The sequence below is a fragment of the Streptomyces sp. I05A-00742 genome (assembly GCF_013055795.1).
Taxonomy (GTDB): Bacteria; Actinomycetota; Actinomycetes; order Streptomycetales; family Streptomycetaceae; genus Streptomyces.
In genome coordinates, this window is sequence record NZ_JABETO010000026.1 from 24,793 (window position 1) to 48,951 (window position 24,159).

The 24,159-nt window shown below is 71.0% G+C and carries 26 protein-coding genes and 2 pseudogenes; 16 read left to right on the forward strand and 12 right to left on the reverse strand.

All coding sequences use genetic code 11. The annotated features are described in order from the left end of the window. Nucleotides 1-105: 105 nt before the first annotated feature. The gene (locus tag HN013_RS22460; protein WP_171169038.1) at nt 106-1,404 is read left to right on the forward strand and encodes a serine hydrolase; all 1,299 of its coding nucleotides are present in this window, start codon (nt 106-108) and stop codon (nt 1,402-1,404) included. Between the two features lie 108 nt (nt 1,405-1,512). Beyond that, nucleotides 1,513-1,860, forward strand: a complete 348-nt coding sequence (locus tag HN013_RS22465) for a hypothetical protein (protein ID WP_171169040.1) — start codon at nt 1,513-1,515, stop codon at nt 1,858-1,860. Between the two features lie 99 nt (nt 1,861-1,959). Here HN013_RS22465 and HN013_RS22470 read toward each other — a convergent pair. Next, a pseudogene (locus HN013_RS22470) lies at nt 1,960-2,094 on the reverse strand (zinc-binding dehydrogenase); the annotation flags it as partial. Between the two features lie 8 nt (nt 2,095-2,102). Next, nucleotides 2,103-2,564 (reverse strand): hypothetical protein, encoded by a 462-nt coding sequence (locus HN013_RS22475; protein ID WP_171169042.1) that lies wholly within the window; start codon nt 2,562-2,564, stop codon nt 2,103-2,105. Nucleotides 2,565-3,004: 440 nt separating this feature from the next. Here HN013_RS22475 and HN013_RS22480 point away from each other — a divergent pair, with 440 nt between their 5' ends. From HN013_RS22480 to HN013_RS22505, 6 genes are all read left to right on the forward strand, one after another. Continuing rightward, nucleotides 3,005-3,268, forward strand: coding sequence for a hypothetical protein (locus tag HN013_RS22480; protein ID WP_171169044.1), 264 nt, complete (start codon nt 3,005-3,007; stop codon nt 3,266-3,268). 180 nt (nt 3,269-3,448) lie between these two features. Further along, nucleotides 3,449-4,309: a cyclopropane-fatty-acyl-phospholipid synthase family protein gene (locus HN013_RS22485; RefSeq protein ID WP_171169046.1), complete on the forward strand. Its 861-nt coding sequence runs from the start codon at nt 3,449-3,451 to the stop codon at nt 4,307-4,309. Between the two features lie 264 nt (nt 4,310-4,573). Further along, nucleotides 4,574-5,389, forward strand: coding sequence for a M15 family metallopeptidase (locus tag HN013_RS22490; RefSeq protein WP_171169047.1), 816 nt, complete (start codon nt 4,574-4,576; stop codon nt 5,387-5,389). Between the two features lie 92 nt (nt 5,390-5,481). After that, nucleotides 5,482-6,021 carry a GNAT family N-acetyltransferase gene (locus HN013_RS22495; RefSeq protein WP_171169049.1) on the forward strand — a complete coding sequence of 180 codons (540 nt, stop codon included), beginning with the start codon at nt 5,482-5,484 and terminating at the stop codon, nt 6,019-6,021. 343 nt (nt 6,022-6,364) lie between these two features. Beyond that, nucleotides 6,365-6,739: a hypothetical protein gene (locus tag HN013_RS22500; RefSeq protein WP_171169051.1), complete on the forward strand. Its 375-nt coding sequence runs from the start codon at nt 6,365-6,367 to the stop codon at nt 6,737-6,739. Between the two features lie 134 nt (nt 6,740-6,873). Then, nucleotides 6,874-7,314, forward strand: coding sequence for an RICIN domain-containing protein (locus HN013_RS22505; RefSeq protein ID WP_171169053.1), 441 nt, complete (start codon nt 6,874-6,876; stop codon nt 7,312-7,314). Nucleotides 7,315-7,329: 15 nt separating this feature from the next. On the opposite strand, the gene HN013_RS22510 is transcribed toward HN013_RS22505, so the two are convergent. Together HN013_RS22510 and HN013_RS22515 are read right to left on the reverse strand one after the other, a co-directional pair. Beyond that, the gene (locus HN013_RS22510) at nt 7,330-8,094 is read right to left on the reverse strand and encodes a helix-turn-helix transcriptional regulator (RefSeq protein ID WP_171169055.1); all 765 of its coding nucleotides are present in this window, start codon (nt 8,092-8,094) and stop codon (nt 7,330-7,332) included. 66 nt (nt 8,095-8,160) lie between these two features. Further along, nucleotides 8,161-9,264, reverse strand: a complete 1,104-nt coding sequence (locus HN013_RS22515; protein ID WP_171169057.1) for an alkene reductase — start codon at nt 9,262-9,264, stop codon at nt 8,161-8,163. 81 nt (nt 9,265-9,345) lie between these two features. On the opposite strand from HN013_RS22515, the gene HN013_RS22520 reads away from it, so the two are divergent. Then, nucleotides 9,346-9,708 (forward strand): MerR family transcriptional regulator, encoded by a 363-nt coding sequence (locus HN013_RS22520; protein WP_171169058.1) that lies wholly within the window; start codon nt 9,346-9,348, stop codon nt 9,706-9,708. A gap of 58 nt (nt 9,709-9,766) precedes the next feature. On the opposite strand, the gene HN013_RS22525 is transcribed toward HN013_RS22520, so the two are convergent. Next, nucleotides 9,767-10,438, reverse strand: a complete 672-nt coding sequence (locus tag HN013_RS22525) for a TetR/AcrR family transcriptional regulator C-terminal domain-containing protein (protein ID WP_171169060.1) — start codon at nt 10,436-10,438, stop codon at nt 9,767-9,769. A 125-nt stretch (nt 10,439-10,563) separates the two neighbouring features. Between HN013_RS22525 and HN013_RS22530 the strand changes: the two genes are divergently transcribed. Next, a complete protein-coding gene (locus HN013_RS22530) occupies nt 10,564-11,007 on the forward strand; it encodes an ester cyclase (RefSeq protein WP_171169062.1) in 444 nt (147 codons plus the stop codon). Nucleotides 11,008-11,041: 34 nt separating this feature from the next. On the opposite strand, the gene HN013_RS22535 is transcribed toward HN013_RS22530, so the two are convergent. Continuing rightward, nucleotides 11,042-11,734, reverse strand: coding sequence for a flavin reductase family protein (locus HN013_RS22535; RefSeq protein ID WP_312018683.1), 693 nt, complete (start codon nt 11,732-11,734; stop codon nt 11,042-11,044). A 73-nt stretch (nt 11,735-11,807) separates the two neighbouring features. Beyond that, on the reverse strand, nt 11,808-12,374 hold the full coding sequence (locus tag HN013_RS22540) for an XRE family transcriptional regulator (RefSeq protein WP_312018684.1): 567 nt from the start codon (nt 12,372-12,374) through the stop codon (nt 11,808-11,810). Nucleotides 12,375-12,462: 88 nt separating this feature from the next. On the opposite strand from HN013_RS22540, the gene HN013_RS22545 reads away from it, so the two are divergent. Continuing rightward, nucleotides 12,463-13,170, forward strand: coding sequence for an RraA family protein (locus tag HN013_RS22545; protein WP_171169068.1), 708 nt, complete (start codon nt 12,463-12,465; stop codon nt 13,168-13,170). 178 nt (nt 13,171-13,348) lie between these two features. Beyond that, complete coding sequence (locus HN013_RS22550; protein WP_171169134.1) at nt 13,349-14,077, forward strand: SDR family oxidoreductase; 729 nt, start codon at nt 13,349-13,351, stop codon at nt 14,075-14,077. A gap of 7 nt (nt 14,078-14,084) precedes the next feature. On the opposite strand, the gene HN013_RS22555 is transcribed toward HN013_RS22550, so the two are convergent. Together HN013_RS22555 and HN013_RS22560 are read right to left on the reverse strand one after the other, a co-directional pair. Further along, nucleotides 14,085-15,599, reverse strand: a complete 1,515-nt coding sequence (locus HN013_RS22555; RefSeq protein WP_312018685.1) for an amidase — start codon at nt 15,597-15,599, stop codon at nt 14,085-14,087. Nucleotides 15,600-16,195: 596 nt separating this feature from the next. Continuing rightward, nucleotides 16,196-17,005, reverse strand: a complete 810-nt coding sequence (locus HN013_RS22560) for a GH25 family lysozyme (RefSeq protein WP_171169070.1) — start codon at nt 17,003-17,005, stop codon at nt 16,196-16,198. A gap of 274 nt (nt 17,006-17,279) precedes the next feature. Between HN013_RS22560 and HN013_RS22565 the strand changes: the two genes are divergently transcribed. After that, nucleotides 17,280-17,882 carry an IS5 family transposase gene (locus HN013_RS22565; protein WP_283247660.1) on the forward strand — a complete coding sequence of 201 codons (603 nt, stop codon included), beginning with the start codon at nt 17,280-17,282 and terminating at the stop codon, nt 17,880-17,882. Between the two features lie 8 nt (nt 17,883-17,890). Here HN013_RS22565 and HN013_RS34205 read toward each other — a convergent pair. Next, nucleotides 17,891-18,100 (reverse strand): annotated as a pseudogene (locus HN013_RS34205) (DUF6188 family protein); the annotation flags it as partial. 298 nt (nt 18,101-18,398) lie between these two features. On the opposite strand from HN013_RS34205, the gene HN013_RS33990 reads away from it, so the two are divergent. From HN013_RS33990 to HN013_RS22580, 3 genes are all read left to right on the forward strand, one after another. Continuing rightward, on the forward strand, nt 18,399-20,705 hold the full coding sequence (locus tag HN013_RS33990; RefSeq protein WP_171169072.1) for a tetratricopeptide repeat protein: 2,307 nt from the start codon (nt 18,399-18,401) through the stop codon (nt 20,703-20,705). A gap of 35 nt (nt 20,706-20,740) precedes the next feature. Then, nucleotides 20,741-20,917 carry a tetratricopeptide repeat protein gene (locus HN013_RS34210; RefSeq protein ID WP_398980518.1) on the forward strand — a complete coding sequence of 59 codons (177 nt, stop codon included), beginning with the start codon at nt 20,741-20,743 and terminating at the stop codon, nt 20,915-20,917. 454 nt (nt 20,918-21,371) lie between these two features. Further along, nucleotides 21,372-22,421 carry an RNA ligase family protein gene (locus tag HN013_RS22580; protein WP_212764680.1) on the forward strand — a complete coding sequence of 350 codons (1,050 nt, stop codon included), beginning with the start codon at nt 21,372-21,374 and terminating at the stop codon, nt 22,419-22,421. 207 nt (nt 22,422-22,628) lie between these two features. Here HN013_RS22580 and HN013_RS22585 read toward each other — a convergent pair whose 3' ends face one another. Then, nucleotides 22,629-22,997 carry a Tn3 family transposase gene (locus HN013_RS22585; protein WP_312018686.1) on the reverse strand — a complete coding sequence of 123 codons (369 nt, stop codon included), beginning with the start codon at nt 22,995-22,997 and terminating at the stop codon, nt 22,629-22,631. 181 nt (nt 22,998-23,178) lie between these two features. Further along, a complete protein-coding gene (locus tag HN013_RS22590; RefSeq protein ID WP_398980521.1) occupies nt 23,179-24,120 on the reverse strand; it encodes a ribokinase in 942 nt (313 codons plus the stop codon). Nucleotides 24,121-24,159 lie beyond the last annotated feature (39 nt).

The following is a 24,159-nucleotide window of genomic DNA, read 5'->3' on the forward strand; positions in this document are numbered from 1 at the left end:
GGCACCGGTGTGTGCCGCTCGCCACTGTGGCTACGATCACGCGAACGCACCGTCCGTCCGGATCCTGGCCGCTCCGCGGCGCAGGCGCAGCGAGGGGGTTTCCGCATGACGAGAACCGACGTGACGAGGACCGAAGAGACGAGAACCGAAGCGACCGGAACGGGACCGGCACGCGTCGGCCTGCTGCGTGCCGCGGCGGTGGCCGTGAGCGCCGCGGTGCTGGCGGCCATGGGTGTGACCGGTGCGGCGGCCGAACCGTCGTCGGCCGGCGGGCCGGATCCCGCGGGAGTGCGCGCCGCGCTGGAACGCACCGTAGGCGCGGGCGCGCCCGGCGCGTTCGCGGTCATCCGCGATCACGGCGATTCCGGTCACGACCGGTCCGTCGCGGTCGGCAAGGCGAACCTCGACGGCACACCGATGAACGCGAAATGGCGCGTCCGGGTCGGCAGCAACACCAAGACGTTCACCTCCGTCCTGGTGATGCGCCTGGTCGAACAGGGCCGCATCGATCTGGACGGGCGGCTGCGCGAGTACCTGCCGCCCGGAACGCTGCCGGAGGGCTGGAACATGACCGTCCGGCAGGCCATGCAGCACCGTGCCGGCATCTACGACCACACCGAGGACCTGCTCGAACAGCCGGGTGAGGAGACCACAAGCGCGTTCGAGAAGCGGATCCGCACCACCGTCTACCCGCCCGCCGAGCTCGTGGCGATGTCGGTCAAGCACGGTGTGCAGTACACGCCGGGGACCCGGTACGCGTACACCAACACCGGCTTCGTGCTGTTGGGCATGGCCGTCGAGCACGTCACCGGCCGCCCGTACGCCGAGGTACTGCGCGAGGAGGTCATCGAGCCGCTGCGGCTGCGCCGGACCTCGTTCGTGGTCCCCGACCGGCGTATCAAGGGGCCGCACGTCACCGGCTACCTGACCAACGACGACCGCTCCCGGCCGCTGCTGGACTCGACCGAGCAGAACGGCTCGTGGGTCTGGAGCGCGGGAGCGGTCATCTCCTCGGCCGACGACATGGACCGCTTCCTGACCACCGTTCTCGCCGGCAGCTCCGGCGGACTGGTCTCCGACGCGTCGGTGCGGCAGATGACGAGCGCGCTGCCCACCCCCACGGCCAGGACCGGCTACGGCCTGGGCCTCCGCGCGATCACGCTGTCCTGCGGCACGGTCTACGGGCACGGCGGCATCGTCCAGGGCTACCAGACCCAGTCCTACGCCACCCGCGACGGCCGGCGGACCGTCGTCGTCTTCGCCAACGCCTCCAACAACAGCGCGGTGACGCAAGGACTCATGAACACCCTCGAACCCGCCTTCTGCGGACCCGGGAAGGCCGACGGCACGGCCGGCCCGGCGCCACGACGGGCGGTACCGGTCGTGGAGGACACCCGCGTCTGACCGCCGGCACGTCTGTGAACCGGGGGCCCCCGTGTTGGGCAAACGGAGCCCTGACCTCCATGAACAGGCGGAAACGAGGTGCCGGAATGATCCCTTCCGTCGGGTACCGTGCATGCCGAATCGAACAAGTCGATAGCCGACGCCACGTTCCGTGAGACGGGCAAGGGCATCTCGTGGAAGGTGGCGCTGTCCAAGCGCAACGCCGGCATGGGCGTCGTGAACTTCAAGACGCAGATCTTCGGGGACGGCCACGAGATGGCCGGCATCAAGGCGCAGAAGCAGAAGTGGAATTACAACTTCCACGGGGAGCTTCCCCGCTCCTTCGTCTGGAAGGACAACAACAAGAAGTACACGCTGCCCAAGGGCAGCATCGTCTCGTTCTTCTGGACCTGGCGCTCGACGGCCAAGCCGGACCAGCACGGCTACCGCTACGTCAACTGCACCTATCTGCCGTAGCGTTCGCGCGCCGGGGGGAGAGAAGGGGGCGGGGTTGGCGTGGGAACTCCCTCCCGCCGGCCTTGGCCGCCCGCGGATCTCCTCGGCGTCGCATGACGACTACTCGCTTTCTGCCCCATCGCCCACCCGCAACAGCAGCTTGCCCGTGCTGCTCTGCGTCTCCATCAGGCGGTGTGCCTCCGCCGCCTCCGCGAGCGGGAACTCGGCCGTGACGGGCAGGTGCACGATCCCGTCCATCCGAGCTACCCGCACTTCTGCACCGAGCTCCACTCCGACGACGGCATTCGCGGCGACGCGCGCGAGATCCACATCGAGTACTGCGACCAGTGGGACTCATGACCCCGGCCGACAGGACCCCGCCGACCATGACGTTCAACGATCACCTCCAGCATCTCGTCGAGATCGAGCGGCCGCTCCTCCGGCCGGCCGACGCCTGGCACGTCGGGACTCGACCGCAGCGGCAGGTAGACCAGCGACCGCGGCGAACGGGCCGCGAGCATGAGCAGGGTGCCCAGTTGCCGCCCGTCGCCCCGATCCACGCACAGCTGGTACTGACCGTCGTTGTGCACGGCGTACAAGGCGGCGTTCTTGAGCCCCCGCGCCGGACGGATCACCCGGTACTCCTCGGCGCCCAGCCGCACCCGCTGGACCGCCACCTTGGTCCTCAGGTCGTCCCGTCCCAAAGCCGCCCGTGACGCCGCCATGCTGTCCCTTCGTGACGATCCCCACCCGCCAGAACATCATCGCCCGATCGAGTGAAGTGCAGAGAAGCGCCGTTTCCTTGAACTGCTCGTCGAACGACCGGCCAGGCTCCAGGCCGCCCGAGCTCGTTCCCGGTTCGGATGAGCCATGGGAACCACAACGCGAACTCCATTGCCGCGAAGCTCGGCAGGAGAAGGGCAGAACGCTGCGTGATGAGCACGGCCCCGTTCATGCGGCACCTTCCGCCGGACGGAGGATGCGGCACGCGAGGGCTGCCGGCGTGCCCGACCCCAGATCGGCCTCGCGCAGATACGGAAGCCCCAAGAGGGATCTGCGACATATGCGGGCATCGCTCAAAAAAGCAGATCTTATGCTTTAGATTGCGGATGTACCGGGCTGATCTCCTCATTCCGGTAACACTCTCTGTCGCTAGGAGCATCTGATGAATGCACAACACCGCGCCGGAACCCTCCTCACCACTGCCGTCTGCGCGCTCTGCCTGACCACCGTCCCGGCCACCGCCGACGCCGCGGGGACGCCGGAGGCCGCCCGCCAGGCGCGGTCGTACCCGTCCGACGCTTCCCCCTCTGGCGGCAACGGCCTCCTGGGCGTGGAGGAACGGCTGGGGAAGATGACGATCGAGCAGGCCAGGAAGGAGATCGCACGGCTGGCCAAGCTCTTCGGCGTCCCCGCCTCCGGTCGCTGAGCCCGTTCCGGCCTCGCCCGTGTCGTCCCGGGCGGCCGCGAAGGGCTCGGTGGCGCGCCCGGTTCCGTGGGTGGTCACGGCGTCCGCACCGGCGTGTCGGCCACGCCCCCTGTTCACAGCGGGGCGGCGACGGCAGATTGGACGCTCGGAACGATCGGGGCCCACGGTGAGGTGAGAAGAGTGCATCGACACGACGAGGCGACGCGGCGGTACTACGAGACCGGTGACGTGGATGCTTTCTACGACACGGTCTGGGGCGGTGAGGACATCCACACCGGCATCTACGACCGGGAGGGAGAGCCGGTCGCCGAGGCGTCACGGCGGACGGTGGAGCGGCTGGCGGAGCATCTGGCCGAGCGGCTCGGGCCGGGGCGGCGGGTGCTGGACCTGGGGTCCGGGTACGGGGGCACCGCCCGGTACCTGGCCGGACGGTTCGGGTGCCGCGTCGTCGCGCTCAACCTGAGCGAGACCCAGAACGAGCGGCACCGCAAGACCAACGCCGAGCGGGGACTGGACGGGCTCGTCGAGGTCCTCACCGGGTCGTTCCACGACGTGCCGTACGGCGACGGGGAGTTCGACGCGGTCTGCTCGCTGGAGGCGCTCTGTCACAGCGACGACCGCGCCCGGGCACTGACCGAGGCGGCTCGGGTGCTGGCGCCGGGCGGGGCGCTGGCGTTCACCGACATCATGGCGGCCGAGGGCACGCCCGCCGACGCGCTGCGACCGGTCGTCGCCCGGCTCGGGGTGGACGCGCTGGCCACGCCGTCCTTCTACCGGGAGCAGCTGACGGGGCTCGGCCTGGACGACGTCGGGTTCGACGACCGCAGCGAGCAACTGGTGCGCCACTACGTACGGCTGACCGAGGAGACCGAGGCCCGGAAGGACGCGCTCCGCGACCTCATCAGCCCCGAGTATCTCCAGCAGCTCCTCGTCAACCTGCCCCTGTGGGTGGACGCGGCCCGACAGGGGCGGCTGCGCTGGGGGATCTTCCACGCACGGCGGTCGACAGGAGCGGTGGGGGCGGCGACGACCACGACCTGACGCGATCCAGCCGGCCCGAGGCCGCGCCACCGCGGGCGGCGCCACCGCGCGCGGTGCCAACTGCCGCGCCGGGCACCGACGTACAGGTGCTGCCGGGCAGGGGCGGCCTCGGGCGCGCCCCGGCTCGGTGGTGCGGTGCCTCCGGCGGCATGGCCGATTCCCCCCGTCCGATCCGCTGGACGGCTCCGGCCCGGCTCCGCCAGGATGCCGCCTGCGAGGGATGCGCCACCGCATCACTCAACGGAAGCGAAGGGGTTCGAGCCGATGCGAAGAGTTCTCCGCGGCCTGGTCGCCGGTGTGGCCGCCGTCCTGTCGGCCGTGCCCGCCACCACGGCACAGGCGCGCCCGGAGTCCAAGGCGCCATCGGAGTTCGTCGCCCTGCGGGACGTCGACCCCACCATCCTGCAGGAGACGCGCTACATCACCCGCCACAACTTCACCGGTGACCGGATCGACGGCTACCGGCAGCCGATGTGCATCCTGACGCGCGACGCGGCCGCCGCGCTGCGCCGGGCACAGCGTTCCTTCCTCAGGAAGGGCTACTCCCTCAAGGTCTACGACTGCTATCGGCCGCAGCGCGCCGTCGACCACTTCGTGCGGTGGGCCAAGGACCTCGACGACCAGCGGATGAAGGCGGAGTTCTACCCACGCGTGGACAAGACGCGGCTGTTCGACGACGGCTACATCGCGGCCAAGTCCGGTCACAGCAGGGGGAGTACGGTGGACCTGACCCTGGTCCGGCTGCCCGCATGGCCCACCCGTCCGTACCTGCCCGGCGAGCCGCTCACTCCGTGCTACGGCCCGAAGCGGGACCGTTTCCCGGACAACTCCCTGGACATGGGCACCGGTTTCGACTGCTTCGACACGCTGTCCCACACACTCGACCCGCGCGTCGTCGGCGCACAGCGTCACAACCGCCTCCTGCTCAAGAACGGCCTGGAACAGGCCGGTTTCAAGAACCTTCCGGAAGAGTGGTGGCATTACACGTACAAGCCGGAGACGTTCCCGGACACGTACTTCGACTTCCCGGTCGCCCGACGATCGCTCCCGGTGACCGACCGGGTTCTGCCCGGCAAGTGATCGCCACTCGCCACGCGGTAGCCCGCGACCTGGATCAATGGCCTCGGGGAAACAGATTGCCTTGAGGCCCGAACTCACGTTGGCTGGGCAGCATGACTGAATTGCGTACCGATCGCCTCACCCTCCGGCGATGGCGTGACTCCGACCTCGAACCATGGGCGGCCATGAACGCCGATCCCGAGGTTCGGGAGCACTTGGGCGACCTGCTCACCCGCGAACAGAGCGACGCCTCCGTGGCCCGCTTCCAGGCTGAGTTCGACCGGCGTGGCTACGGGTGGTGGGCAGTCGAGGTGCGGGCCACGGGGGAGTTCATCGGCTTCGCGGGCCTGGACCAGGTGGATGACGGCATGCCGTTCACGGGAGTGGAGATCGGCTGGCGGCTCGCCCGCCCGGCCTGGGGCCACGGCTACGCCACCGAGGCCGCGTCGGCAGTCCTCGATCACGGCTTCGACACCCTGGGACTTCCCGAGATCCTTGCTGTGACCACGGCCACCAACCTCCGTTCACAGGCGGTGATGCGCCGAATCGGCATGACCCGGAACCCGGCCGACGACTTCGACGACCCCTTCGCGCCCGCTGGACCACTGCGTCCGAACGTGCTGTACCGCATCGCCCGTGCGGCGAGGAGCTGACGTTCACCACGGCATGCGCCGCGAGTCTGTCCTCCTGCGTCCGGAGGACCTGAAGGACGAATTCCAGCTGGTCGATCCCGTCGGCGAACGCGATCACATCCGTGCCGAGGACCACTGCGGCGCCGGGCCGGAGGCCGTGGGACACGGGCGTGGACCGGAACGCCCTCGAAGGCGTCTCGGCTCATGACCACGGACTCGATCGTTCTTCTCCCACAGTCCGCACGGCGATGCGCAGTGCCCCGTCAGCGGTGCAAAGGAATGCGCTCAAGATCTGGCAGATGTGATTCCACTCCTGCTACTGTCCCCGGCGTTGATCATGACAATCCGTCAGGGGGAACCCATCATGCGTCGTCGCGCCGCTCTCACTCTCGCCGCCTGTATCACCGCTGGCACCACGCTGCTCGCCACTCCCGCGCACGCCTCCGGGAGTGACCGTGTGAAGTGCACCAGCATGAGCAACGGGCAGCTCTGCATCTCGCTGAACACCAGCCCGTCCCGCATCGAGGTCTTCTACACCAAGAAGGACGGCGCCACCATCAAGGCGCACCTCGGCTTCCGCTCCACCGCCACCAACTGGGGCGGTCTGAAGACCATCAGCAAGGGGGAGCGCGCCAACAGCACCTGGAACATGTCCTACCCGTGCGCCGGCCGGAAGTACGTGGGCCTGATCAAGGTCGAGGGCCAGCAGACCTTCGAGACCCCGGCGGCCACCTGCTGAACGATCGCCGGCTGACCGGCCACGCGTCGGCCGGCCACTGTCGGACGGAGGGCCCCGGCCGCCCTCCGTCGCGGACGCCGCCACCCGTTACGATCAAGGTCCTCACCGGCGGACCCACGGGGGAAACAGGCGTCATGGACGGCACGTACCGCATCCGCAATGTCCACAGCGGCTTGCTGCTGGAGGTCGCCGGCGGCCGCACGGGCAGCGGCGCCAACGTGCAGCAGGGCAAGGACAGCGGCACGCCCGCCCAGCTCTGGCGGGTGTCGCCGGTGCACGAGGGCAGCGGACTGCACCACGTGGTGAACGCCGGCAGTGGCAAACGGCTGGACGTCGCCAACGCGTCGGTCGAGAACGGCGCCAATGTCCAGCAGTGGAAGGCCAACGGCTTCGGCGCCCAGGAGTGGCTGATCGAGGAGCTGGTGGAGGACCCGGGAACGGTCACCCTCGTGGCCCACATCAGCGGTCTGCTGCTGGAGGTCGCCGACGCGGCGACCGAGGACGGTGCCAACGTCCGGCAGTGGGAGGACACGGACAGCCCCTCCCAGTGGTGGCGCCTGGAACCCGCCGGGTGAGGGCGGGCCGGGTGCTCACCCGGCGGCCGCCGCGCCGACGGCGGGCCGGGGGGCGACCGCGTCCAGGTCCTCCGGCGTCAGGGCGAAGAGCTCGGAGAACGCCTGACGGCCCGCGTCGGTGACCTTGAGCGCACGTCGGCTGCCGATGCGTACGCACCACTCGGCGGCGAGGGCGTGCCGGCACAGGGCCGCCCCCGCGGTGCCCGCCAGGTGCGGGCGGCGCTCGGTGAAGTCCAGGCAGGGCCGCGCCACGGGCCTGTTCCCGCCGCGCGGTGCGGCGAGGTCGATGCCCAGCGCCGCGTACCACTCCGTCCCCTCCCGGGTGAGCGCGAACCCCGAGGTCTGTTCCAGCAGGCCCAGCCGGGTCATCGCCTCGGTGACCAGGACACCCAGCCGGCCCGCCAGGTGGTCGTAACAGGTGCGGGCCCGTGCCATCGCGGCCTCCGCCGACGCCGCCCGCAAGGTCCGTGCCGGAGCGGCCGGGACGGCGTGCGCCGCCATGTCCTCGACGACCTGGGCGACGGCCGGCCCGGCGAGGCACACATACCGGTGGCGGCCCTGCCGCACCTCGGTGAGCAGCCCGCCCTCGACGAGACGGGTCAGGTGGGCACTGGCCGTCGAAGGGGCGACGCCGGCGTGCCGGGCCAGTTCCCCGGCGGTCCACGCGCGGCCGTCCAGCAGGGCCAGGCAGAAGGCGGCGCGGGTGTCGTCGGCCAGCAGGGCGGCGAAGGCGGCCAGGCCGGGACCGGTGGCGAGCGCCGGAGCGGGAGGCTGTGTCATCCCCCGATGATGCGTCACCACCTGCCCGGTCCCGCCACGGGGTGCCCGGTCCGCCGGTGAGCACCGTCAGCGGGCCAGGGTCGGAGCGGGGAGCGCGGCCGGGTGGTCGGTGTAGCCCTCGGGGCCGTGGGTGTAGAGGAGCGCGGTGTCCGGCCGGGTCGTCGGGGCACCGGTGGCGAACCGCCGGGGCAGGTCCGGATTGGCCAGGAACGCGCGCCCGTACGAGACGAGGTCGGCCACGCCCCGGCGCAGGACCGCCTCCCCGGCCGCGCGGTCGGTCGGGTCGTGGTTCTCGCCGACGTTCGCGATCACGGTGCCGCCGAGGAGCGGCCGGAGGTCCGCGAGGGCCGGGTAGTCCGACGACTCGGTGAGGTGCGCGTAGGCCAGGCCCAGCGGCGCCAGGGCGGCGGCCAGCGTCCGGTAGACCGGACCGGGGTCGGCCTCGACGATGCCGGACTGCGGGTTGCCGGGGGAGAGGCGCACCGCCGTGCGGTGCGGGCCGACGGCGTCGGCGACGGCCTCCACGGCCTCCCGCGCGAATCGGATCCGGCCCGGTACGTCCCCGCCGTACGCGTCGGTGCGCAGGTTGGTGTTGTCCGCCAGGAACTGGTGGATCAGGTAGCTGTTGGCGCCGTGCAGTTCGACGCCGTCGAACCCGGCCCGGACGGCGTTGCGGGCGGCGCGGGCGAAGTCCTCGACCGTCTCCGCGATGTCCCGGCCGGTCATGGCCTTCGGGACCACCGGCTCGCGCATTCCCTCGCGGGTGTGCTGGGGGCCGGGCAGCGGGACCGCCGAGGGGGCCAGGGGCCACCCGCCGTCGACGCGGGTCAGCGGGTGGGCGGCCCGGCCGCCGTGCATCAGCTGCGCGAAGATCACCCCGCCCGCCGTGTGCACCGCCTCCGTGACGCGTCGCCAGGCCGCCACCTGCTCTTCGGTGACGAGCCCCGGCTGCCGCCACAGGCTCTGCCCGGTGAAGCCCGGCCAGATGCCCTCGGTCACGATCAGCCCGGCGCCCGCCCGCTGGGCGTAGTAGTCGGCCACGATGGGCAGCGGGACGCCGTTCTCGTCGGCCCGGAGCCGGGTCATGGGCGCCATGACGATGCGGTTCGCGAGGCGCAGGGGGCCGGAGGTGTAGGGAGTGAGCAGCGAGGATGCCGTTTCGTGTGTCATGGGGGGACCGTAAGATCTGACATGAGCGTCAGATGCAAGTCCGGGACACCGGAGCAGTGTTCGGGCCCAGGGGGAGAGGCTGTGCGGATCGGGGAGTTGTCCCGCAGGACCAACGTCAGTGTGCGGGCGCTGCGTTACTACGAGCAGCAGGGCCTGCTGACCGCGGAGCGTACGTCGGGCGGTCACCGTGAGTTCGGTGACGCCGCGGTCGACCGGGTGGTCTGCATCCAGGAGCTGTTTGCGGCGGGCCTGTGCAGCAGCAAGATCGCTCAGGTGCTGCCCTGTCTGCCGGGGCACGGCGGGTACGCCCGGCCCTCCGCCGAACTGGTGGAGAACCTTCTGGGCGAGCGGGACCGCCTCGACCGGGCGATCAATGACCTGCGGCGCTCGCAGGAGGTCCTGGACGGCGTGATCCGCGAGGTGCGGGACGCCCGGGCGGGCTGACCGCGACGCCGGCCCTCCGCGGAGCCCGGAGCCGGAGCCGGAGCCGAAGGCGGACCCGTCACTCGTCCACCCACCCGCCGAACCCGGAGACCAGCGCCTCCACGGCGAGGGCGAACCGCTCGGCGTCGTCCGTCCCGGCGCCCGTCCGCGCCGCCTCGCCGCCCAGCGGATACCGGTCCGGGCTCAGCCCGGCGAGCCACGCGGCCGAGCCGGGTCCGTCGGCGGACCCGATGGCGTGCTCCGCCACGGCATGGCTGACGACCAGCAGGGACAGTGAGTTGAGCGCGTGGACCGCGCGGCCCAGCGGGAAGCCGGCCGAGGTCAGCACCCGCAGCCCGTGCTCGACCGCGTCCAGCGTCGCGGGGGTCGTCGCCGGCCGCGCCGCGACGAGGGGCAGGACGCCCGGGTGGCTCAGCAGGGTGGTGCGCAGGGCGGCCGCGTAGGTCCGCAGCCAGGACTGCCAGTCGGACGTACCGACGTCGCCGCCGCCGACGTCACCGCCTTCGACCGGGAGGGCGCCGGCGAAGACCCGCTCCACCAGGCCGTCCAGCAGCGCTTCCTTGTTCGGCACGTGGTGGTAGAGCGTCATGGCCTCCACGTCGAGCGCCGCGCCCAGCCGGCGCATCGTCAGCCCCTTCACCCCTTCGCGGTCCACCAGCTCCACCGCCGTGGCCAGGATCACCTCTCGGGTGAGCCCGGCCCGCTCGCCCTGCGCCCGCTTGGCCGCCATGCGTGCTCCCATCTCCCGGCCTTGACTTTCTTACGTCGTAAGAGCAGCCTAATGGAGCCCGCGGAACTTACGTTGTAAGAATCCAGGAATCCAAGAATCAAGGCAAGAATCAAGGAGCGGACCCCATGGACACGGCATCCCACCCCGGCAAGCAGCTCGTCACGGACTGCCTTCGGGCGATCTCCGAACGCAGACTGGACGACCTCCCGCGCTACCTGGCGCGGGACGTGGTGGACCACAACAAGATGATCTTCGGGGAGCCGGATGAGCCGGGCGCGGCCTTCGAAGGGATCCGCCAACAGCTCGCCGCCTTCGGCGAGCTCGGGATCCGGGTGGACGGGCTCGTCGCCGAGGGCGGGACGGTCGTGGCCCGGCTGACCGTCAGCGGGAAGCACACCGGTGAGCACCCCCGGATGCCCCGCCCGACCGGACGCTCCTTCGAGGTGGAGCAGATCTGGGTCTTCACCGTCGCCGACGGTGCTGACGGGAGGATCACGGAGATCCGCGCCGTCAGCGACCGGCTGGGGATGTTCCTCCAGCTCGGCTGGGACTGGCCCGAGGCGGACTGAGCCGTGCGGCGCCGGGACCCGGCCGGCCCGGGCCTCAGCGCGCCGGTACGTCCTGGGCGCGGTCGACATCCGGGCTGCGGTACCACCGCTCCGGGATGTCGGCGAGGGTCGAGCCGTGGACCTGCGGCCCGAGCCCGTACAGCTTCTGGAAGCTCATGACCAGCGGCCGCCAGGCGTCGGGGTCGATGTGGTCGTCCGTGCCCGGCATCCGGATGTCGTCGTGCACGTACACCCGTTGCACCCGCACCTCGAAGGCCACGATGGAGCCGCGCTGCCGCTCGTCGTCCTCCCCGATCGGGTGCACCGCTTCGAGCACGGCCTCCATGGCGACGGGGCACTCGGCCACCCGCGGCGGGGCCACCGTCTCGGACGCCACCGGAGTGAGGCCAGCCCGCCCGAACTTGTCCGGCACGTACCGGTACCCGCGGTCCGCCTTGCGCTGCGGCACCGGATGAGCCCCCGTGGTCAGCGCGAGCCGGTCGACGTGGGAGGCGAGGGCGTCCGACGGCAGGTTGAGGACGCACTCCCGGGTGCGGAGCAGGTTCCGGCTGGTCTGCGCCCGTGCGGAGAGCCCGAGCACGGCCCGCCAGCCGAGCCAGAAGACCGAGGACATGGGGGCCAGATTGGGCGTCCCGTCCTCGTTCTCCGTCGAGAGCAGCACCACGGGGGTGCCGAAGTACAGGATGTTCGGTTCGATGCGCGTGTGCGTCGTACTGATCGTGGTCACGGCTGCCAGTCTCGTCCGGCCCCGCGCCGCCGACCGGCGGTCATCGGACATCGTGCTCGCCGGCCCGGACGGTTCACGGCATGACGATTAGCAGGGCGTAGCGGACCGGACCCGGGCCCGGACAGCGGAACCGCGAGACGCCCCGGAGCCGGAACCGCAGACAGTCCCCGGCCCGCAGATCGTGCACGCCGCCGGCCGCGGTGACCTCCAGCGCCCCCTCGAGAATCCAGATGTGCTGCTCCAGCCCCGGAGCCGGCGGCTCCTCGTAGGAGACGTCCGCCCCCGGCCGCAGGACGCACTCGACGATCTCGCCGCGCAGCCCGGGGCGGGGCGGCGAGACGGACCGCCGCACGGAACCGGCCTTCTCGTCCCGCCACACCGACTGCCGTCCCGCCCGCACCAGTTGCGGCGGTTCGCCTTCGACCTCGGCCAGCAGCTGGGACACCGTCCGCCCGTACGCCGCGCACAGCCTGCCCAGCAGGACGGCCGTCGGGCTGACCTCCGCCCGCTCCAGCCGGGACAGCGTCGAGCGGCTGACGCCCGTCCGCCGCGCGAGCTCGTCGAGCGGCCAGTCGCGTTCCGTCCGCAGCTCCGCCAGCCGGCGGGCCAGGCGGAGGTGCGCCTCGTCCTCACCTCTCACATCCGGGAGAATATCCCGGATCAGGGATAGCCCTCCCGCTGAGCAGGAGGGACGTGACAGCGTGGGCACGGCACGGGAGGGATCACTCATGGACCATGACGAACTTTGGCAGCGCTTCTCCGCGCTGACGACAGCCCACGTCGCCGACGCGTGCGTGCGCGCCGACGTCCCCGTGCGCTGCGCGCCGCCGGACCTCCGTCCGCTCGCCGCGGGCAGCCGCGTGGCGGGCCGGGCGTGTCCGGCCCGGCACGTCGGGAGCGTGGACGTCTTCCTGGAGGCGTACGCGACGGCGGCGCCCGGCGACGTGCTCGTCGTCGACAACGAGGGACGGCTCGACGAGGCGTGCGTCGGCGACCTCGCGGTGCTGGAGGCCCGGCAGGCGGGCCTGAGCGGTGTCGTGATCTGGGGTCTGCACCGAGACACGGCCGACCTGCGGACGATCGGCCTGCCGGTGTTCAGCCTGGGCGCGACCCCGCCCGGCCCCCGGCGCCTCGACGCCCGGCCGCCGGACGCGCTGGACTCCGCCGTGGTGGGGGAGTGGACGGTGGACCGCACCGACCTGGTCCTGGGCGACGACGACGGTGTCCTCTTCATCCCCGCCGCACGCGCCGACGAACTCCTCACCCTCGCCGCGACGATCCGCGACACCGAACGGGACCAGGCCGAACGGATGCGGGCGGGTGTCTCGCTGCGCGAACAGGTGCACTTCGACACCTTCCTCGCCCGCCGCCGGACCGAGCCCGACCTGACCTTCCGCGAGCACCTGCGCACGGTGGGCGGGGCCATCGAGGAGTGACGGACGCCGCTCCGCCCCCCCCGGGGCGGGGCGGGCGGCGACGTGCGCGCAGCGGTGCCGCGGCGACCGTGGCCCGCACGACTACGGACCCGGGCAGCCGTAGGAGACGGACGGCAGTCATTGGAGACGGACGAGAGACGGACCGGGAGAGACAGGACACCCCCCCATGACGCCGCCCGTGACCTTGGACAACCGACGCGTCGTCATCACCGGCGCCGCCCGGGACTTCGGCCGCACCCTCGCGATCAGCTTCGCCCGGCTCGGCGCCGAGGTCTTCCTCTCGGCGCGCTCCCTGGAGGGCGCCGAGAGGACCCGTGACGAGATCCGGGGGCTGGGCCACGAGCGCGTGCACGCCTTCGCCTGCGACATCGGTGACCCCGCGTCGGTCCGCGCCTTCACCGCCGCCGTCCGCGAACGGACCGACGCCGTCGACATCCTCGTCAACAACGGCGCCGCCTGGCTGGAGGGCGAGGATCTGCTCTCCGCGGACGACGACGCGATCGTGGCGACGGCGTCGTCGGCGGTGACGGGCACCGCCCTGGTGACCAAGCACTTCCTGCCCCTCCTGCGGGCATCCGCGCGGCCGGACATCGTGACCATGGTCTCGGCATGCGGTACGGCCAACTACTCCGCGTCCGGCGCCCACAGCGCCTACTACGGGGCGAAGGCCGGCCAGGGGGCGTTCACCGGCATCCTGTCCAAGCGGCTGCGCGCGGAGGGCATCCGCGTCATCTCCCTGTTCCCGCCCGACTTCACCAACGTCGACCCGCTGTCCCCGGAGTGGGAGACCACCCCGCGCGACGCCCACTCCCCGCTCACCGCGCAGTCGCTCGTCGACTGCGTCGTCTTCGCGGTGCGGCAGCAGAGGGACTGCTTCATCAACGCGTTCCACTTCGAGGACATGTGACGGAGTATCAGGAGAGCGAGGGGAGACAGCGGGGCGCCGTGCGGACTCGGGTGGCCTGCTCGAAGGCGTACGCGTAGCCGAGCAGGCGGGCGTCGGAGCAGCGCGCCCCCACGAACGACAGGCCCAGCGGCAGTGCTCCCCGCGCGTACCCGGCGGGCACGGTGACGTGCGGATATCCGGCCACCGCGGAGTTCAGGGTCGAGCTGGCGAAGGAGTCGCCACCCCTCTCGTGGCCGATGGGCGGAGCGGGCGGGGCGGTGGGGGTGACGATGGCGTCGAGCCGGTGCGCCGCGAGGGTCCCGTCGATGGCTTCCCGGGCGTGCCGGGTCGCGGCCTCCCGGTGACGCCGGTACGCCGGATCGCCCGGGTCGCCGTCGGTCCTCTCCGCCCACTCGAAGAACTCCTGGCCGAAACGGGCCAATTCGGTGTCGGCATGCCGGAGGTTGTACGCGATCAGACCGGCCAGGTCCCCCGGATGCGCGCCCGGTGTGGCGGCGAGATACGCGTTCAGGTCGTGCTTGAACTCCGTCAACAGGGCGGGCAGAAGGTGCTGTTGCTCCACCTCTTCCGTGTTGGGCACCTCCGCCCCCTCGACCACGGTGGCGCCCAGGTCCTCGAGCCGCCGGACGGCGCAGTCGAAGACCCGGTCCATGTCGGCGTCGATGCCGGTGTGTCCCTGACGCCACACCCCGATGCGGGCGCCGCGCAGTGCGTCGCGGTCGAGCACCGTGCGCCAGTCGGCGGGCAGGGTGATGGCTGCCGACGCGGTCTCCGGATCGGCGGGGTCGGGTCCGTGGATCGCCCACAGGGTCAGCGCGGCGTCGGTCACGGTCCGGGCGAGGGGCCCGGCGGTGTCCTGACGTGCGCTGATGGGCACGATGCCGTTCCGGCTCACCATCCCCAGCGTGGGCTTGAACCCCACCGTCGAGTTCAGCGCCGCCGGGATGATGATCGAACCGTCGGTCTCCGTGCCGATCGTCACCACCGCCAGCCCGGCGGCCGCCGCCACCGCCGAACCGCTGGACGACCCGGAGGGGCTGCGGTCGAGCACGTAGGCGTTACGGGTCTGACCGCCGGTGGCGCTCCAGCCCGAGACGGCCTCGGGCGAACGGAAGTTGGCCCACTCCGTCATGTTCGTCTTCCCGAGAAGCACGGCTCCGGCCGCGCGCAGCCGCCCGACCAGGAACGCGTCCCCCGCCGGCCGGGCCCCCAGCAGGGCCGTGGAACCGGCCGTGGTCGGCTGCCGGTCCGCGGTGTCGATGTTGTCCTTGATCAGAACCGGGATGCCCTCCAAGGGCCCGCGCGCCCCGCGGGAGCGGCGCGTGTCGTCGCTCCGGCGCGCGAGGGCCGTCGCGTCCGGGTTGACGGTGACCACCGCACAGAGGCGGGGGTTCAGCCGATCGATCCGCTCCAGGCAGTGCCGCGTCAGCTCCTCGGACGTCAACCGACCCGCTCCCATGGACCGTTGCAGATCGACGATCGTGACGCGGTCGAGGTCCGTTCCGCCGGTCGCGTCAGCCACGGTGACCGCCCAGGGGCCGGGTCGGGGCAACCGCCCGGGGGCGCAACGATGTTCTGACAGATCGACGCACCGGTTCCTCCGCTCTTCCGCCGTACAGCCTTGGCACTCCTGGCGAGAACGCTAGACAGGCGTGGCGCGGCGGCCGCCACCGGGGTCCCTTCGAGGTGCTGGAATCGTCGCGATGCGGGACGTCACGGCGCACCGCCGCCCCCTGGTCGACGCCGCCCGTGCCGGAGATGTGGCGAAGACCTGACGTTCACCCAGGTGGCGGAGGTCCTCGCCGAGGTACGGGGACGCCCGGTCCGCCTCCGGTCCGTCACCGGCGGCGAGGTGCGTGCCACCCTCGGTTCGGCCGGTCCGCCGCCCGGGACCGTGGAGGGCGGCATCGTCGGCATGGTCGTGGGAACGCGCGATCCCGTGCCGGAGCAGCCCCGTGAGGTGACCACCACGACTCCCACGCTCCTGAGGGCCTGGGCGTACGTCGGCCCCGTCCCCTGCTCGCCGCTTGAGCGGGCTCCCGGGCTCCCGGGCTTCCGGGCTTCCGGGCTGCCGAATTCCGTGCCCTGGGCGGTGGTGCCTGCGATCGGCGGCGGGGCTCAGCTGCCCTCGGCGAAGGCGCGCAGGTCCCGGAGCGATCCGTTGAAGACGTCCTGGTCCCCGGGGAAGGGGCCGTGGTCCGCGGTCTGCCAGACGGCGTACGTCGTCCAGCCGGAGGGCAGGGGGTGGGCCGTGCCGTTGTGGTTGGCGACCCACAGCGGCAGCGTCGTCGCGAACGCCCGGGAGCCGCCGGTGCACTGTGACCACCAGGTGACGTTGGTGTAGAGCACCGGGTGGCGGCCGGTGCGCTGCCGGTACCGCTCGGCGAAGGCGCGGATCCAGTCGACCATGCCCTCCTGGTCCAGCCCGTAGCAGGCCGGGGCGTCGGAGGCCGCGACGCCCTCGATGTCGAGTGCCCCCGGCAGCGTCCGGCCGTCGGCCGTCCAGCCGCCGCCCCCGTCGAGGAAGGCGTCGGCCTGGGCGGCGCCGCCCGAGCTGTCGGGCCGGGCGAAGTGGTAGGCGCCGCGCACCAGTCCGGCGTCCGCCGAGCCCTCGTACTGCTGCTGGAAGAACTCGTTCCGGTAGGTGAGCCCCTCGGTCGCCTTGACGTAGGCGAAGGCGGCTCCGGCCGCGGCGACGGCCGGCCAGTCCACGGCACCCTGGTACGAACTGACATCGAGGCCCCGGACCGCGGCCCGCTCCCGCGGGAGAGGAACGATTCTGTGGCCGGTGTAGTGATTGCCCTCCGCCCGGGCCGCCGCGGGCTGGACGAGGAACGCGAAGACGGCAACGGCTGCAACGGCGGCGACGACGGCGGCCGGGCCGTTCCGCCGCCGCGCCGGCACGAGGGTCCTGATCAGTGGTTTCATCGGCAGACTCCCAGGGGACTCCCGCTCCCCGCGCCCGCCTCCGCGACTGCCGCGACGGCTCGTGGCTGCGGGCCGGACACCCCGGGATGCTACCGATGCGAACACGCCCTGGACCTGTGCGTGTGCCGGGAGAGCCGGGGGTCAACTGCCGCGGCGCGTGAGGGTGGTCGGAGGGGGTTTCGGTCCCCTAAGAGCTCGTAACACGATCTTGCGGCCGGGTGCAGGTCAGCCGTAACCGGGCTGGGCTTCGGCTCCGGGCAAACCTGCTAGACGCCTGGAGCGATGGCAGGAAGCCAGGGTCTTCGACCAGATGCACCGGCTACTGCTCGCGGAGCTGAACGCGGCCGGCGAACCGGACTGGAGCCGCGCGTGCGTGGACGCCGCCCATGTGCGCGCGAAAAGGGGGGGTGCCACGACGGGCCCGTCGCCGGTCGACCGTCGCAAGACCGGCAGCAAGCACCACCTGATCACCGACGGTGGCGGCATCCCGCTCAACGTCATCACCACTGCGGCCAACGTCCACGACGTCACCCAGACCCTCACCCCGGTCGACGGCATCCCACCGGTCGCGGGCCGGATCGGCCACCCCCGCAAACGCCCCGACGCGCTACTCGGCGACAAGGGCTACGACAGCAAACCCAACCGCCATGAGCTGCGTCGACGCGGCATCCTGCCGGTCATCTCCCGCAAGGGCCAACCCGACATGCGGGGCCTGGGCAAGCTCCGCTACGTCGTGGAGCAGACCTTCGCTCTCCTCCACCAGTTCAAGCGTCTCGCCGTTCGGTGGGAACGCCGTCTGGAGCTGCATGACGCCTTCGTCTCGGTCGGGTGCTCGCTCATCTGCTGGAGGAGGCTCAAGAAGTCGCTGCCCTCTTGAGCCGGCGCTCAAGCCTGTGGCCGGTCGGGCATCCTCACGCCGCCACCAGGTAGTGAACTGATGAAGTAGCTGCCCCGCAGACCGATGATCCAGCCGAAGGCGCTGGAAGAAACGGGCACGTCCAGACGCCAACCGTGGGCGAAGCGCACTCGCAGTCTGCCTGAATCAGCCGCATGAACCTCCGCGGCCACCTGATCGAGCAACTGCGGCAGTCGGTGCCGGCGTTCGCGTGAAAGTACCCAGCCCGGTACGCGGCTACGTACCCGGCAAGTTCGATACCACCCGGCACCGGGGCTACCTGATTGCCGGCTCTTTCGAAACGGGGGTGCTGGTCGTGAGAGAGGGGCGCCTCACCAGCTTGACCACCAGTCTTTCAACCTCCTGCGCAGGTGGTCTCGGTTTGGGCATGCTGATGACGGTGGACAGGGGGTGGCGACGATACGGCGTAGGCAGGGTGCGTGGGCTGGGTCGGCCGTGACGGGGACTGCTGCAGTCGTGGCGGCGGGGCTGGGGCTGGTGACCAACTACGCCAGTGCCGTCGTGCCAGGATGGGCGGCTCACGCGTGGGTGATCTGGCCGCTGTTCGCCGTGCTGGTGGTGGCGAGCATCGCGCTGATGTTGTGGAATCGACGGCTGGATGTTGCGGCAAGACCGCCGGCGCGGCTGGGGCCGGTGGGCCGACCGGCCAGGGGCCAGCAGGATTCCTTGCGGCCCCCACATGTGGAGTGCGTGCGCGGACGCGAAACCGAGCTGGCCGAGCTGGCAGGCATGCTGCGGCGGCCACGAGGACGGTTCGCGGTGTTGTGCGCGGCTGGCGGAATGGGCAAGACAACGGTAGCCGCGCAGCTCGCCTCACGGGCCAACGCGGCGGGCTGGCGAGTGTTTTGGGTGCGCTGGCGCGATTCCGCCGAGCTGGCGCAGCAGATGGTGCAGACGGCACTGGTTTGTGGGCTGCCCGAGGCAGAGTTGGAGTCCGCGCGGGCCGGGCGGGCGAGTCTGCCCGATGTAGTGTGGCGGCAGCTGGGCCGGGCCCGGCGGTGGCTGCTGGTGTTGGACAACGCCGACGAGCCGCAAGAGATCGGCCCGGCAGGGGAACCGTTGGCCGATTACCGCGGTTGGATCCGCCCACACGGCCGAGGCCTGCTGGTGATGACCAGCCGAGATTGCAGCCCGCAGACATGGGGGCCGCGTGCCCGGCTACTGCCCTTGAAGCCGCTGCCCGCACAGCCTGCAGGCCAGATCCTGGTCGACGCTGCTCCCGCAGCCGGCACAGCCGAGCAGGCAAGGGACCTGGCCATGCGGCTGGGCGGGCTTCCGCTGGCGCTGCACGCGGCCGGTACTTACCTGGCCGGGCCTACCAGCCGCTACCGCACCTTCACCGCCTACCGTCAGGCCCTGGAGCATGAACTGCCCCTCCTGCTGGGAGCCGAACACCCGGACGCCTCTCATCCGCGAGTCGCCCGCACTGTGGTGCGGCACACCTGGGAGGTGTCCCTGGACCAGCTCGCCCGAGAAGGCAACGCCTTGGCCCGCCCCGTGTTGCGACTACTAGCCGTACTGGCCGAAGCTCCCGTCCCGCTGTCCCTCATCACCCCGGACCTGCTGTCCGCCGTCACGGGAGACGACGTCACCGTCCCAGCGTTGGAGGCTGCGTTTGCAGGTCTGCACCGGTATGGCCTGCTTGGCCTTCCTTACTCTCCCGGCAACGCCGGGCAGGCATCGGTTATCAGCGACCCGGCGCAGGTGGTGCTGCACCCATTGATCCGAGAGATCAATGCCGTCGCTCTGGCGGCCGGGGCATCCCCTCTCGCCACGTGGCACCGAGCCCTTGCCGAGCGGTTGACCGCGGCCGTACACGAGGTGGACGAGCAGGGGCGCGCCGGTTGGCCTGCCGCCGTACTCCTCGCCCCTCACCTGCCCATGCTGCTCGACCTCCCGGACCCTGGCTTCTCCACACATCACCGCACCGCTCTCGGCACGCTCGCGCAAGTACTGGAGCACGCTGGCGCCTTCAGTGCAGCCCGTCTGCTCCACGAACGCCTCCTCGACTTCGAGAGCCGCACCCTGGGCCCCCAGCACCCCGACACCTTGACCAGCCGCAACCACCTGGCCAACGCTTTGTTCGGAATGGGCGAGCCAGTTGAGGCGATACTGCTGCTCCGGCAGACCCTGGAGGACCGTAGCCGTGTCCTGGGCCCCGCGCACCCTGACACTCTGACCAGCCGTCATGACCTCGCCTGTGCCCTGGACGGGACGGGGCAGCACGCAGAAGCGGTGTCTTTGCTGCGGCACACCCTCGCCGACCGTGCCCGTGTGCTGGGAGTCTTGCATCCGCGCACCCTGGCCAGCCGTGACAGCCTCGGTCTCGCCCTGGACGGGATGGGCGAACATGCGGAGGCGGTCCGCCTGCACCGGCAGACCGTTGACGACCGCATCCGTGTGCTGGGCCCCGAACATCACCTCACCTTGCTCAGCCGCCACAACCTCGCCAGCGCACTGGCCAGGCAGGGCGAGCATGCGGAAGCGGAACGGCTACTGAGAGAGGTTCTTGATGACCACGCCCGTGTGCTGGGAGTCTTGCATCCGCACACCCTGGCCAGCCGTGACAGCCTCGGTCTCGCCCTGGACGGGATGGGCGAACATGCGGAGGCGGTCCGCCTGCACCGGCAGACCGTTGACGACCGCATCCGTGTGCTGGGCCTCAACCACCCCGATACCCTGACCAGCCGCCACAACCTCGCCGGCGCACTGGCCGGGATGGGCGAGCAAGAAGAGGCGGTACGCCTGCTGCGACAGACCCTNTCAACCACCCCGATACCCTGACCAGCCGCCACAACCTCGCCGGCGCACTGGCCGGGATGGGCGAGCAAGAAGAGGCGGTACGCCTGCTGCGACAGACCCTCGCTGACCGCGTCCGTGTGCTGGGCCCTGAGCACCCGCACACCGTGCGCACCCGCGACGAACTGGAGACAGCATCGGCTGCCTGGCGTGCTGCACGACGGCGACAGACCTGGTTGCGCCCCTCGCGACGCTAGGAGCCGCCCGGTCCAGGCAGGCCGTGCTCGTCGGCGTCACCCTTGAGCCGGTGAGGTCCGGGGGGCACCGGATCCCTCCCCGTCGATCTGGGCCGGGCACCGCGGCCAGCCCGCAGCTCCTGCAGGTGTCCGATGAGGGTCTCGGTCAGGCATGCGGGCTCAGACGACCGGGAGATCGAACGCGGCGGGTTCAAGTGACGTCCTAACCCTCAAAATCTGTCAGAAGACCATGATCTGGGCTTGTTGAACCGCGAGGTTTTCGAAGGATTCACGGGCTTCGGGGTGCCAGTCCGGCAATCTCCAACAAACGAAGCATAATTGACGGTCACTGAAATTCCGGGACACCCGCTTCGTTGAACGGGCTTCTGTGGCTGTCTCGCAAGTGTTGATCCTTCGGGGTCGTCATGGTGAATCTTGGTTGCCTGCGCCTTCACGGAGAGCCATGATTCTCCTCATGTTTGACGCTGCGACGGCGAGTTCCGCGCTACGGCCTTATCCCAAGATCTCCGCGAGGGGAGGGCTTGGCGTGTTCGGGGTCCGGGAGTGGGTCGCAGCGGAGAAGGTGCACGGAGCACACTTTGCAGTGGTATGTGACAGCACGGGGGTTCATCCGGCCAAGCGCCGTGAGCTGCTGGGCGACGAGGCGCTGGACGGCTTCTTCGGCGTGAGCAGAATCTGGCCGGTGCTGTCGGTGGCGGTGGCCCGTTTCGCCTCCGCACTGCGCAGTGCGTGGGGTGACGCTGCGGTGGTGACGATCTACGGTGAGCTGGCCGGTGGAAGTTACCCGCACCCGAATGTTCCTGCTGTTGCCGGGGCCGAGCCGGTGCAGACGGGCGTGTGGTACGCACCGGGCCTGCACTGGCTGCCGTTCGACGCATCGGTCGAGACGGCTGAGGGACGCTGCTGGATCTCTGACCGTGCTCTGCGCGGGGCCGCGGCGGCCGCAGGGCTCATCTGCCCTCCCGTGCTCGGGCGCGGCGCGCTGAACAAGCTCCAGGAACTACCGTGTGCTTTCCCCACAAGAGTTCCAGCCCTCTTCGTGCTGCCCGAATTGGTGGACAACCTGGCCGAAGGCTACGTTCTCAAACCGGCCGGCGAGTGGCTGGAGGCGGATTTCGCAGACTCGGGCATGCGTCCGGTGGTCAAGGTGAAACAAAAGTCTTTCGCGGAGGACGAGCGGTTCGACGGTGCACGTCCTTACCTGCCACCACCGCAGGGAGCGGCCGGAGTTCCCTCCTGGCTCCTGGCCCATGCGTCGGCACTCCTCACGCCCGCTCGCGCGGCCGCAGTGGTCAGCAAGCTGGGCCCCCGCACTCCGTTGGATACCGTGGCCGAGGAGATTACCCGCGATGTATCGGAAGATCTCGCCGAAGCGCTGGGAGGCCTGGATGATGCACTTCAAGGCCATCTGCAACGAGTGCTGCTACCTGGAGCACGCTCCCTGGCGGTGTTCGATGCCGAAGACCGCTTTCCCTCCCGGACACGGAAGGGAGGCGCACGGTGACGACAGCACAGTCGCCTTGGGAAAGACACCGTGAGAAAAGGCCATCAGTAGGTGCAGCTGGTCGGATCTGGTTGGATGACGTGCCCGCCTTCTACTCCAGGCGCTGGCGTCCTCGGGAGTATTTGGGCCAGGTAGGTTCTGGGCGGCGAACTCCGTAACACCACCGACCCGGCCTGCCCATCGTCTCTCTATCACGCTGCCACCCCGTCACCGAGCGCACTGAAGTCGATATCCAGGTGGGCGGCATAGTCGCCGGGTGTGATGCCGAGTTCGTGGGTGGAATACTCGCCGAATCGCTTGGCGTGCTCGGTCAGATAGGGGGAGACCCTGCAGGAGGTCGAGCGGATCGACGGGGCGGCCCTCGGCCAGCAGCTCGCGAATCACGTCGGCGATGTCCAGGGTGTTGTGGAAACTCAGCAAGTTGGCCGGCTGGGAGGTGAACTTCACGTCCTTTTCCTGCTCAACCGGGTCGTCCGCCGTCACCGTGCTGTGCTGGCCGAAGCGCACCCGGTCCGAGAAGCCGTTGAACGCCTCGACCTCGTTGGTCGCCGCCATCACCCGGGACCTGAGCGGCACGGTTCGAGAGGTAACACAGCAGCTGGACGGTGCGGATCACCTTGCCGACCTCACGGAAGGCCGTGTAGGCGCCGCAGCTTCGGTGATGAGTCCGGAACGTGGTCTCACGCCTTCAAGATCATCCCACTGCCCCTTCTCGGCTCGCCTTGGCTGGACCCCCTGCCGGCCCCCCTGCCCGGCCCTACCGTCCCGCCTCCGGCAGCTCGTCCGTCGTCGGGTAGGACGGCTGCGCGCCCGGCTTCGTCACCGAGGCGGCGGCCACCCGTACGGCGAACCGGGCCGCGTCCGCGAGCGTGGTGCCCCGGGCCAGGCGGGCGGCCAGGGCGCCGGTGAAGGCGTCGCCCGCCCCCGTGGTGTCGACCGCGCGCACCTCGATGCCGGGAACGGCCACGGGGTCCGCGGCTGTGGCGTCCAGGACCAGGGCGCCGGCGGCGCCCAGGGTGACCACGACCGAACGGGCGCCGCGCTCCCGGAGGGCCCGTGCCCAGGCGGCCGGGTCGCCGTCCCCGGCGCCGGACAGCAGCCGCGCCTCGTGCTCGTTGACGACGAGCGGGTCGGCCGCCGCGAGCAGCGACGGATCGAGCTCGGGGGGCACGGGGGAGGGGTTGACGACCACCCGCGTCCCGGTGTCGACCGCGAGCGCGGCGGCCGCCCGGACGGTCGCCGGCGGGATCTCCAACTGCAGGGAGACCACGGCCGAGGCGGCGACGACCGGCCGGGCCGCCGCCACGTCCTCCGGGGAGAGGAGGGCGTTGGCACCGGGCGAGACGACGATCGTGTTGTCGCCGTCCGGACCGACGACGATCATCGCCGTGCCGGTCCTGGCGCCCGCGACGACGCGCACATGACCGGTGTCGACCCCGGCCGCCCGCTGCGCGTCCAGCAGCAGCCCGCCGTACGCGTCGTCACCCACGCCCGCCAGCAAGGCGGTCCGGGCGCCGAGGCGGGCGGCCGCCGCGGCCTGGTTGGCGCCCTTGCCGCCGGACGACTCCACGAGGTCCGTGCCCAGCACGGTCTCGCCCGGCCCGGGGCGCCGGTCCACCCGGACCGTCAGGTCCGCGTTGGCCGAACCGATCACCAGCACGTCGTACGCCCGGTTCCCGTCGCTGTCGCTCGTCATCATGTCTCCGGTTCCTGGTCCTTCTTGTTCATCTCGTTCCCG